Here is an 11899-nt window from a genome sequence, read left to right on the forward strand (position 1 = left end):
GGGTGAAGCTGCTCGGCTTCGACGAGCGCGGCAAGGTTCGCCTGTCGATGAAGGTCGTCGATCAGGCCACCGGTCAGGAGATCAGCGGCGAGGCCGCCTGATCGTTCTGCCCGCGTGTTTCACGTGAAATAACAAAGCCGGCCGGGGAGCGATCCCCGGCCGGCTTTCGTTTGGGCATCCGGTCGCAGACGCCGGCGTTCAGCCGCGCAGCGACATGCGGGCGAGAATGCCGTCGCGCACGATGAACTGGTGATAGAGCGCGGCGGCGATATGGAACAGCGCCAGCGCGATCAGCACGTTGCCGAGAAGCTCGTGCCCTTCCTTGAGGGCGCCCGAGATGGCCGGTGCAACGGGGTTTTCCAGAACGGGCGGCAGGGTGACGAGCCCGTAGAGCGACACGCCGCGCCCTCGCGCCTGAACGAAGGTGATGCCGAGCGCCGGCACCAGAACGGCGAGCAGGTAGAGCAGGCCGTGGACGGCGTGGGCGGCGATGCGCTGCAGCGGCTTGCCCTGATTGATGTCGGCCGGTGCGGGTGCGGCGAGGCGGATGGCGATGCGGGCGATCATCAGCACCAGCACCGTGGCGCCGAGGCCCATGTGCAGCTGACGCAGCGTCGTCCGCGTCTCCGGCGCCACGTCTTCCCACAGGAAGGTGAGGCCGTAGGCCAGCGCGATCGCCAGCGCGATGAGCCAGTGCAGCACGATCAGGCCGGCATTGTAGCGGCTCGGAACGGAAGAGGCGGAAGAGGGCATGGCGCGTCCGTTTCTTGCGGGCTCGGAAAGCCGGGAGCGGCGCGTGACATGCGGCAGGCCCGCGTCGTGCGCCGGTGCGGCGGAACGCGGGCGGGTGCAGGCGGACGATCCCCCGGCGCTGCCGGAAGCGCGGCCCGAGGGGGCGCGGATCTCCGGCGGCAGGATCAGGATACGCCGAAGGTGCGGCAAGAGGAAATCCGTCAGACCGCGTGGCGGCTGGCGTCGGCACCATAATAATTGATGTAGCGGGTGTTGATGTCGCTCACCGGCAGCACGATCAGCACATCGATGGTGCCGAACTGGCGGTCGAGCACCGCGCCGTCGCCAATGCGCGCGCCGAGCCGCAGATAGCCCTTGATGAGCGGCGGCAGGGCGTGGAGCGCGCCGCGGGTGTCGACGGCTTCGGCGGGCAGGCGGTTCATCTCCACCCGCCGGCCGGGCAGGGCGGCCGGGCGCATGCCGGGGGCGGCGAGGCAGTGATGGTGCAGGAACGACAGCGGCAGCGCGAAGCGGTCGGCGTCGGTTCCCTCGAAACTGGCGCAGCCCACCATCAGCTCGCAGCCGTGCTGCACCGTGTAGGCCCAGTTGCCGGACCACAGCAGTTCCAGCGTGCGCTTGGAGCGGTAGGGCGCCAGCACGCACGAGCGGCCCAGTTCCAGCATCCGCAGCTTCGGCCGCCGGCCGGTCAGCGGCGACAGATCGAATTCGGAGGCGGAATAGAAGCCGCCGTGCAGATCGGCGATCTCGCGGCGCAGCAGCCGGTAGGTGCCGACCACCTTGGGCTTGCGGCGCTGAAACCGCCGCGCCTCCGGCTCATGGTCGATGACGAGCAGGTGATCGCAGATGTCGTCGAAGGCATCGGCATCGCGGCGGGTGGCCAGCGTCACCGGGTCGGCGATCGCCGACATTTCCTCGTAGAACACCTTGTAGCGGATGGACTGCGCGCGCTTCACTTCCTGTTTGCTGCGCGCAAGGCGCACTTCCAGCGAACCGAGGCGGCCGAGCGTCGGCGCGTCGGGATCGTAGGGCTTGTGTTTCAGAACCGCCGGAAAGCGTCTGGCGGCGAGCGGCGCGGGGCCGCGGGCGCGGAAGAAGGGCATGGCCTGCCCGGCGCCCGCCAGAGCGGCGGCAAGGCGGGCGGCCGGGGCGCCGAACTCGCCCAGCATCTCTGGAACCGGGCGGAAAGCGGTCGGGGCCGGTCGGGCGGGGGCTTCGGGGGCGGCAACGTCCAGCGTATCGCCGGCCATCGGGACACCGGCAGCCTGATCGCACGGCTCAGCAACCGATCGTGTCATGCTTGCCTCCCTCACGGACTGCCCCTGCCTGTGGTGACCGGTGATCAGGCGGAGCGCAGCCTCGTGCGCCTGTCGCCTGCCGGATGGTTCGCGTTCTCCGGACTGCACTTCCGCAGGCACGCGGGCGGGGCCGCGCCAGACGGAGATCCGGAAACCGGCGGGTCTGGCCGCGAAAGGCCCGGCCCGCCGGCCGTTCTCCAACAGGAATCATAAATGCCCGACGATTGTGTGACAACAATTCCCGGAATCGGGCATGATTTGCCGGCAAAATTTTCTCTGAGCCGGCTTTCTTGCGTGTCTCACGACGGCTCGCGGCGCGGGCCGGCCCGCAGCGCCAGCCGGGCATAGGCATCCAGCACCCCCACATCCAGCAGGCCGCCACGCAGGGCGACGGTCTGGTCCGGCCGGATCAGCACGAAGCCGTCGCCGGGCATGTTGTAGCGCCGGCGGACTTCGCCGGACGGATCGCTGGCCGCATCGATGCCGATCACGGTCACGGCCGGGCCGAATTCCGACAACGCCAGCATCAGCGGGCGGGCAGCCTCGGCGTTGCCGAACCGCAGCAGCACATGAGCCGGCGCGGAGAAGGCGTTCCACAGCGGCTCGTCCCTGCTGCTGCCGGGCGGCCGGTAGCGGGCGCCGGGCGCCCGCTCGCCCACGGTCGGCTCGCCGGAAAGCACGAGGCGGCGGAATTCCGCCAGCGGCCCGTCGCGGTAGGCGAAATTGAGGTCGGAGAGGTCCGCCATCATGCGCCGGCGCAGCGGGGCAACCCGCGACAGGGCGCTGACCACCACGTCGCGCGTGGTGCGGGCCAGCAGCCCGCCGGCAAAGCCGGCATTGAGGCGCAGCAGCGAGCTTTCGATGACGGAGCGGGCAACGGCGCGCCGTTCGGCATCGTAGCTGGCGGCCAGCGCTTCCGCATCGCCGCGCCCGCGCACCATGGCGGCCAGTTTCCAGCCAAGGTTGGCGGCATCCTGCAGGCCCATATTGAGGCCCTGCCCGCCCACCGGGCTGTGGGTGTGGGCGGCATCGCCCAGCAGGAAACAGCGCCCGGCGCGGAAATGATCGGCGAGCTGCTGGCTGATGCGGTAGGCGGCCAGCGAGACCGGCGTTCCGACCCGGTAGCCGCGCGGGCCGCAGGCGGTGAGCTGGGCCTGAATTTCGGCGGCCGTGGGCGCGGTCTCGCCGGCATCGGTGCCGGTGCGGCGGACGATGACGCGCCACAGCCCCGGCCGGATCGGACACAGCGCCAGCGTGCCGCCGCCGCCCCACCACATGTAGAGGGCGTCGGTTTCCGTCGGCCCCTCCAGCGGTGTGTCGCAGATCAGGTAGGTTTCCGGCTCGTCGTGGTTTTCGACGCGGATGCCGAGCAGGTCGCGCACTGCGCTGTGCGAGCCGTCGCAGCCGGCGAGGTAGGCGGTGCGCACCTCTTCCTCGTGGCCATCCGGGCCGGCGAGCCGGGCGGTGACGCCGCCGGCATCCTGTGTCAGTGCGGTGATGGTATAGCCGCGTTCGACGGTGACGCCGAATTCGGCCAGCCGCGCCGTCATCAGCCGTTCGGTTTCGGCCTGCGGCAGCATCACGGGGTGAGCGAACGGGCTGTCGTTGCCGTCGCCGGTCACCGTATCGACAAGGGTGCGGGCACCGTCGCCGAGCTTGACGCGGTTGATGGTCAGGCCCGCCCGCAGCACCTCATCGGTCAGGCCCATGACCGACAGGGTTTCCAGACTGCCGCTCCACAGCGCCAGCGCCTTGGATGTCGCCTCCGCCGCCGGCAGGCGGTCGACCACGCGCACGCCGATGCCGAAGCGGCGGCAGTTGATGGCCAGAGCAAGCCCGGCCGGCCCGGCCCCGACGATGAGGACGGCAGGCGAGGATGCGGCATCGGGGCGGGTCGTCACAGATCAGGCACTCCTGTCGGGCGGGCGCGTTCCGGGGGCGGGCCGGCGGCGCCGCGCCGGGGGGGACCGCCCCAGATTGCCTGAGCGGCGGGGGGGCCTGCAACCGGCCGATTGCCGCTTGCCGGCCGGGGCGGGCGCAGGCCGCGGCTCAGTGCGCCTCGTCCCAGTTGTGCGCCGCACGGGCATCGACCTTCAGAGGCACGGACAGGGCCACCGCCGGCAGCGGCGCTTCCACCATGATGCGCGTCACGACGCCGATGGTGGCATCCGCCTCCTCCGGCACGGTCTCGAACACCAGTTCGTCGTGCACCTGCAGCAGCATGGCGGCGGAAAGCCCGGCCGCCTGCAACGCCTCCTCCATGCGCACCATGGCGCGGCGGATGATGTCGGCGGCAGAGCCCTGAATCGGCGCATTGATGGCCGCGCGCTCGTTGAACGCCCGCATCGAGGGATTGGAGGAGGCGATGTCGGGATAGTGCGCGCGGCGGCCGAAGATGGTTTCCACATAGCCGTTGGCGCGCGCGGCGGCCTTGGTCGCTTCCATGTAGTCGCGGATGCCGGGGAAGCGCTCGAAATATTTGCGGATATAGGCACCGGCCTCCTCGCGGCCAATGCCGAGCTGGTTGGCGAGGCCGAAGGCGGAAATGCCGTAGATGATGCCGAAATTGATGGCCTTGGCCCGCCGCCGCACCATCGGATCCATGCCTTTGACCGGCACGCCGAACATCTCCGAGGCCGTCATGGCGTGGATGTCGATGTCATCCTCGAACGCCTTTTTGAGCTGCGGGATATCGGCGACGTGGGCCAGCACGCGCAGTTCGATCTGGCTGTAGTCGGCCGAAATCAGCGTGTGGCCGGGCGTAGCGACGAAGGCGGAGCGGATCTTCCGTCCTTCTTCCGTGCGCACCGGAATGTTCTGGATGTTGGGATCGGAGGAGGAAAGCCGCCCGGTGGTGGTGGAGGCGAGCGAGAACGAGGTGTGGACGCGATGCGTGCCGGCGTTGACGAAGCCGGGCAGGGCATCGGTGTAGGTCGATTTCAGCTTGGCGAGCTGGCGCCAGGCCAGCACTCTGGCCGGCAGTTCGTAGCCCTGCGCCGCCAGCTCGTCGAGAATATCGGCGCCGGTCGCCCAGGCGCCGGTCTTGGTCTTCTTGCCGCCGGACAGCGCCATCTTGCCGAACAGAATGTCGCCGAGCTGCTTGGGCGAGGCGATGTTGAACGGTTCGCCGGCCAGCGCGTGAATGTCCGCCTCCATGCGCGCCATGCCCTGTGCGAACTCGCCGGAGAGGCGCGACAGGATCTGCCGGTCGATGGCGATGCCGCGCCGTTCCATGCGCGCCAGCACCGGCACCATCGGCCGTTCAAGGCGTTCATAGACGGTGGTCAGACCCTCGGCGGCCAGCCGCGGTTTCAGGGCCAGCCACAGGCGCAGCGTTACGTCGGCATCTTCCGCGGCATAGGCGGTGGCGCGCTCCAGCGGCACCCGGTCGAAGGTGACGGCATTCTTGCCGGAGCCCGCCACGTCCTTGAAGGCGATGCAGGTGTGGCCGAGGTGGCGCTCGGAAAGCTCGTCCATGCCGTGGCCGTTGCGGCCGGCGTCGAGCGCATAGGACATCAGCATGGTGTCGTCGAAAGGCGCGACATCGATGCCGCAGCGCCTGAGGATGAGCCAGTCGTACTTGAGGTTCTGGCCGATCTTGAGAACGGCAGGATCCTCGGCCAGCGCCTTCAGCCGGGCAATGGCGTCGGCGTGCGGAATCTGGCCTTCCAGAACGCCGCCGCCGAACAGGCCGTCGTCGCCGCCCTTGTGGGCGAGGGGCACATAGCAGGCGCGGCCCGGTGCGGTGGCAAGGCTGAAGCCGACGAGATCGGCCGCCATGGCGTCGAGGCCGGTCGTTTCGGTATCGAGGGCGACGATGCCGGCCGCACGGGCCTCGGCAATCCAGCGGTCGAGCGCTTCCGTCGTGGTCACGGCCTCATAGGCGGCGGTGTCGAACGGGGCGGCGGCCAAGGCGGCGGCACGGGCCGCGGCAAGGCCGGCGGGCGTGTCGGCATCGCCCGGCGCCGGGGCCGGCAGGGCGGCGGCCGGGGCGGGATCGTCGCCCGCGGCCGCCGCGGCGGGGCTGCCGGTGCCGGTGGCATAGGCGGGGTCGGGGTCGATCTCCGTCACCTCCACGCCGCCCTGCTCGGCAATGCGGCGGGTGAGGGTGGTGAACTCCATCGCCTTGAGGAAGGCGACCAGCGTGCGGGCGTCCGGCTCGCTCAGCGTGAGGTCGGTCAGCGGCACGACGACGGCGACATCGTCGACCAGCTTCACCAGTTTCTGCGACAGGCGGGCCATGTCGGCGGCGGCGATCAGGTTTTCCCGCCGCTTCGGCTGCCGGATTTCGCCGGCGCGCGCCAGCAGGGTTTCAAGGTCGCCATAATCCTGAATGAGACCGGCGGCGGTCTTGATGCCGATGCCGGGAACGCCCGGCACGTTGTCGCTGGAATCGCCCGCCAGCGCCTGCACATCCACCACCTGTTCGGGCGGCACGCCGAAATAGTCGATCACTTCCTCGCGGCCGATGCGCCGCTCGGCGCGGAACGAACCGCGTTTGGCCTCGCCGGAGGCCGGATCGTACATCGAGACACCCGGCCGGATGAGCTGCATCAGATCCTTGTCGGCCGAGATGATCAGCACGTCTGCGCCGGCCTCGCCCGCCTGCCGGGCATAGGTGGCGATGAGGTCGTCGGCCTCATAGACATCCTGCTCCACCGGCACGAGGCCGAAGGCGCGCACGGCGGCCCGCATCAGCGGAAACTGCGCCACCAGATCGGCCGGCGGCTCGGGCCGGTTGGCCTTGTAGGGCGGATAGAGCGCCTTGCGGAACGAATTCTCCGATTTGTCGAAGATGATGGCGAGGTGCGTCGGCTTCACGCCCACCGCACCCTCGCGCACGAACTGCAGCAGCTTGGTGCAGAACAGCCGCACGGCGCCGGTCGGCAGTCCGTCGGAGCGGTAATTGTACTTCCGGTCCTGATTCATGGACTGGAAGAACGCCCGGAACACGAAGGACGAGCCATCGACCAGAAACACATGGTCGCCCGGCCCCACGGCGGAGCCGGGGGTGCGGGCAGGGGCAGGGGCGGAGGCGGGGGCATCGGCTGCATCTGACATGGCCGCGACCATGCCACCGCCGCGCGCCGGAGAAAAGCGCCGGGCGGCGGAAAGCTCATCTGCGCGCCCTGCGGCTTTTGCAGAGCAGCTTCTTCCCAAGGCCGCTTCTTCCCACGGCAGGTTTCGCGGCCGGCATGTGCCGCGGGCCGCTTTGCGGTAACGCACCCTTAATTCGCCACAACAACAGTCCATCGGAGCCAGTTGGTGAGATGGTCCGGGGACAGGGTGACGATGGCGCGCAAGCCGACCGAGCGCAGGGAGCCGAGCTTCGGCGGCCCCGCCCGCAGCAGCGACGATGGATTCAGGGCCGATCCCGGCGACCGGGAGCCGGCCTATCGCGAGCCGCCGCGTCAGGCCGGGAGGCCGAAGAAGGCCCCGCCCGCGCGCGATGCGCGCCGCCGCGCGCGCGGATCGTTCCTCGGCCGCTTCATTCGCCGCCTCATCGGCTGGGCGCTGGTGGCCTGCGTGTGGGCCGGTCTGGCGGCCGCGGGCGTCGTCGCCTATTACGCCTCCACCATGCCGCCCATCGACGAATGGGCGGTGCCGAAGCGCCCGCCGAACGTGCGCATCGTATCGGAGGGCGGCGACCTCATCGCCAACCGCGGCGATACCGGCGGCGAGCGTGTGCCGCTGGCCGACATGCCCAAGTGGATGCCCGAGGCGGTGGTCTCCATCGAGGACCGCCGTTTCTACGATCACTGGGGCATCGACCCGATCGGCATGGCGCGCGCGTTCGTCACCAACCTCACCGCCGGCGGGCTGGTGCAGGGCGGCTCGACGCTGACCCAGCAGCTGGCCAAGAACCTGTTCCTGGAGCCCGAGCGCACCCTGCAGCGTAAGGTGCAGGAGGCCATTCTCTCGTTCCGGCTGGAAGGGAAATATTCCAAGGACGAGATTCTGGATATGTACCTGAACCGCGTCTATCTGGGGGCCGGCGCTTATGGCGTCGATGCTGCGGCGCGGCGTTATTTCGGCGTCTCGGCCCGCGACCTGACGCTGCCGCAGGCCGCCATGATCGCCGGTCTGCTCAAGGCCCCCACCCGCTTTGCCCCGACGCGCGACCTGAAGCTCTCCCAGGACCGCGCCGCCGTCGTGCTGGGTGCGATGCGCGAGGAGAACTACATCACCGATGCGCAGCTGAAGCAGGCGCTTGCCAGTCCGGCGAAACCCGTCAGCCGCGAACTGGTGGCGAGCGGCGGTTACGTGGCCGACTGGGTGATGGACCAGCTGCCCGGCTTCATCGGACCGGTTCAGCAGGACGTGACGGTTGAGACCACCATCGATTCCGCCCTGCAGCGCACCTCCGAGGTGACGCTGAAGAAGGGGCTCGATACCGAAGGCCGCAAATATGGCGTGACACAGGGCGCCGTTGTCATTCTCGACGGCGCCGGCGCGGTGAAGGCGCTGGTGGGCGGGCGCGACTACAACAGCAGCCAGTTCGACCGCGCCATCAGCGCCAAGCGCCAGCCGGGATCGTCGTTCAAGCCGTTCGTCTACCTGACGGCGCTGGAAGGCGGCATGACGCCGTCGTCGACCGTGGTCGACCAGCCGGTGAAGATCGGCAACTGGAGCCCGGAGAACTACACCCACAAATATCGCGGCGCGCTGTCGCTGACCAAGGCCCTCGCCAACTCGCTCAACACCGTTTCGGTGCAGCTCGTCATGCAGTTCGGGCCGCAGTCGGTGGTCGCCACCGCCCATCGCCTCGGCATCACCTCGGCGCTGGAGCCGAACGCCTCGATCGCGCTCGGCACCTCGGAGGTTTCGCTTCTGGAACTGACCTCGGCCTATGTGCCGTTCTCCAACGGCGGTTTTGGCGTGGTGCCCCATGTGGTGCGGCGCATCGTCGGGGCCGACGGCAAGGTGCTCTACGAGCGCCGCGGCGGCGGCCCGGGGCAGGTGGTGGCGCCGCAATATGTGGGCGAGATGAACGCCATGCTGTCGGAGGTGATCCTGTCCGGCACGGGCCAGCGCGCGCGCATCAAGGGGTGGCCGGCGGCGGGCAAGTCCGGCACCAGCCAGAATTACCGCGACGCCTGGTTCCTCGGCTACACCGGCTATTTCACCACCGGCGTGTGGCTCGGCAACGATGACGGCACGCCCACCAAGAAGATGACGGGCGGCACCCTGCCGGCCAAGATCTGGGGCGAACTCATGACCGGTATCCACGCCGGCATGCAGGTGGCCGAACTGCCGGGTGCGCAGGCCGCCAAGGAAGCGGCCGCGGCCGCAAGCGCGCAGGTGCCGGACGACGGCCCGGTCATGCTGGCCCCCGGCCAGCCGGGCGGGGCGGTTCCGGGTGCGGCGATGCCCGCCGGCCAGCAGCCGGGCGCCGTCGTTCCGGCGCAGCCGGCGCCGAAGAAGAACTTCTTCCAGCAGCTCTTCGGCGGCTGAGGCCCCGGGGCTGCCGGCCGGCGCATCTGCGGCAGCCGGCAGCCGGCCCGGTCGCCACACGCGGCCGGGGGGATATGTGGCGGCCGCCGGCGGCCGGCACGGCCCCGCAGGCCCGGCCATCCGCCGCGTGCGGGGAGACGTGGTGGCCCCGGGGCAACGGGCAGACGGCCGCTCTGCCCTCCTGAAACGGCGGCAGGCCGCCGTCTTCGAAGCCCCCCCTGCGGGGGCCCCGCAGGCGTGCGGGCGGAAACGCAGCGCTGACCGGCCCCCGGGGCCACGGCAACGCGCTCGCTTGCTTTCAGGAGACGGGGCGGCGAGCGGAACGGCCGCCGCCCCGTGCGGGAAGGGCGGATGAGAGAAAACCGCGGGCAGCATCGCCGGACTTCTATTTGATGAATACTTGAAATAATCGGTATATTGGTCTGCATATAACAGATTATTTTGTATAGAGAACGCTCTGAAACTAAATTTCACAGCGGTAAGAGCGGGAAATGGCTGTTTACTCGTAAATGAACTATTTTTCGATAATTATCGCGCCGCTTTTGTGATCTATAGAGTTCTCTGATAAATGCGGGCTGGCGCCATAATATTGGCGTCGGATGCGAAAGCATGCTACCAATGCCCCGATTAGCGGCGTGCGACACGGGCAGGGCAAAGTGAAACGGGACGGCCTGGTAGATACCGACGAGCTCAATGCGTTCGATGCAGTCGCGACCAGCCGCAGCTTCAGTCGTGCCGCCGCTCTGCTCGGTTGTTCGCAATCGGCCATCAGTCAGCGCATTGCGCGGCTTGAAAGGCGGCTCGGCCGCGAGATCATCCGCCGGACGACGCGTCGGGTCGATCTGACGGCCGATGGCGAGGCGATGCTGATTTATGCCCGCTCCATCCTGGCGCTGGCAAAGGATGCGCGCGATCTGCTCGAACGCCCGGAGCCGGAGGGCGTTCTCAAGGTCGGCATCGAGGATGAATTCGCGACGACGCGCCTGCCGCTGGCGCTGAGCATCTTCCGCTCGGAGTTTCCGAATTTCGGCATGAAGTTCGTCACCGGCCGCAACGAGCACCTGCTGGATGCGCTGCGTACCGAGGATGTGGACCTGATCCTCGGCAAGGCCCACGGAGATGCCGAGGGCGAGGTGCTCTGGCACGAGCCTCTGGTGTGGGCCGGGCATCCGGCGACCCGGATCAGCACGCAGGAGCCTGTGCCGCTCATCACCTATACCAGCCCCAGCATCACACGGACCATCGCCGAGGAGGCGCTGATGACCGCCGGCCGCAGGTGGACGAACGTGGTCGAGGGCAGCAACCTTCTCGGGCTGCTCGCCGCGGCAGAAGCGGGGCTGGGCGTCATGGCCATCGGGCGCAGCTTCAGAACCTCCGTCATCGCCGCGCTTCCCGCAGAAGCAGACCTGCCGCCGCTCGGCACCCTCAGCTATGTGCTGGAAACCCGGCCGGGAGGCTCGACCGAGGCCGCGAACGCCTTCTGCACGGTGTTGCGGCATGCCGCCCGGCAGGTGGCCGGCGATGCGCCGCCGCCCGGTGGCGCCGGCGACTGAGAACGGGCCGTCCCGCGTCCCCTCTTTCGCCGTTCACGACGCGGGCCCCGTTAGAACCGCCGGCTGACACAGGCTTCTTCAGAGCAGGCCCGAAGGGCGTGGCAAACAGGCCGGTCGTGTCGCGAGGCCGTTGCCGCCTCGTGCGCCCCATGGTCCCCTTCGGCGGGCCCCCTCGGCCGACAGGGGCGGGGCAATCGGTCCGGCCCTGTCCGGCCGCACCGCCTTTCCTGAGCGGGTGCCTGTCCGTGCCTCGTCCGCATCTGTCCGGCGTCCATGTCGGTGCATCGTTAACGTGCCCGGCGCTCTGACGGTGGCTGCGCTTCCGAAGGAGGCGCCGCCGCCGCGCGGTCGGCCAGTCGGCATCGATGCGACCGGCCTGCGGCGTCGGTTCGGGTCCGCGGCGGGGTCCCGGCGGAATGGCGATGGTCCCGTCAACAGCCGTCCGGGCGCGCAGACGGGGCGACCGGGTGCATCGGTTCAGCCCAGCGGCGGCGGCCGGATGCCGGGGCTGGGGGTCACGCCTGCGGCGATGTGACGAAGAACGCATGCGCGCACGCCGCTGCGGCCCGCCGGCCGGACGGGGTGCGCGCCGGCAAGCGCCGCGATCCTTGCCCGCGCGGCGTCCGGCAGACGGGATCGGCCTCCGGCCGGACATGGCTGTCAGCGCGGTGTGATCCGGCCGGGCGATCCGGCGTCCGGCATGGCCGTAGGTTGTTACCGGGTCGCGCTGCGCGATTGTCTGTCCGCCACACCGGCGTTCGGGACCGGGCCCGGCCGGCTCTCAGCGATCCGGCCCGGCGCGGGCCATAAAGGCCGGCTGACCGGCGGCGCGCTCCGGCCCCG

General features: G+C 69.6%; 6 protein-coding genes. 2 read left to right on the top strand and 4 right to left on the bottom strand.

Going from position 1 to position 11899, the window contains the following annotated elements; genetic code table 11:
* Positions 1 to 198: 198 nt before the first annotated feature.
* The 4 genes from V7067_RS10995 to polA all read right to left on the bottom strand — a co-directional run bounded on the left by V7067_RS10995 (position 199) and on the right by polA (position 7109).
* A complete protein-coding gene (locus tag V7067_RS10995; RefSeq protein ID WP_334175946.1) occupies positions 199 to 753 on the bottom strand; it encodes a cytochrome b in 555 nt (184 codons plus the stop codon).
* 200 nt (positions 754 to 953) lie between these two features.
* Entirely contained in the window at positions 954 to 2048 is a 1095-nt protein-coding gene (locus V7067_RS11000) for a GNAT family N-acyltransferase (RefSeq protein WP_334175947.1), read from the bottom strand.
* A gap of 299 nt (positions 2049 to 2347) precedes the next feature.
* Positions 2348 to 3949 carry an FAD-dependent monooxygenase gene (locus tag V7067_RS11005; RefSeq protein WP_334175948.1) on the bottom strand — a complete coding sequence of 534 codons (1602 nt, stop codon included), beginning with the start codon at positions 3947 to 3949 and terminating at the stop codon, positions 2348 to 2350.
* Positions 3950 to 4097: 148 nt separating this feature from the next.
* Positions 4098 to 7109 (bottom strand): DNA polymerase I, encoded by a 3012-nt coding sequence (gene polA, locus V7067_RS11010; RefSeq protein ID WP_334175949.1) that lies wholly within the window; start codon positions 7107 to 7109, stop codon positions 4098 to 4100.
* A 231-nt stretch (positions 7110 to 7340) separates the two neighbouring features.
* Between polA and V7067_RS11015 the strand changes: the two genes are divergently transcribed.
* Entirely contained in the window at positions 7341 to 9503 is a 2163-nt protein-coding gene (locus V7067_RS11015) for a PBP1A family penicillin-binding protein (protein WP_334175950.1), read from the top strand.
* A 635-nt stretch (positions 9504 to 10138) separates the two neighbouring features.
* Positions 10139 to 11056: a LysR family transcriptional regulator gene (locus V7067_RS11020; protein ID WP_334175951.1), complete on the top strand. Its 918-nt coding sequence runs from the start codon at positions 10139 to 10141 to the stop codon at positions 11054 to 11056.
* The last annotated feature ends 843 nt before the right edge of the window (positions 11057 to 11899 follow it).

The organism is Pseudoxanthobacter sp., assembly GCF_036822375.1.
In the GTDB taxonomy this organism is placed as follows: Bacteria; Pseudomonadota; Alphaproteobacteria; order Rhizobiales; family Segnochrobactraceae; genus Pseudoxanthobacter.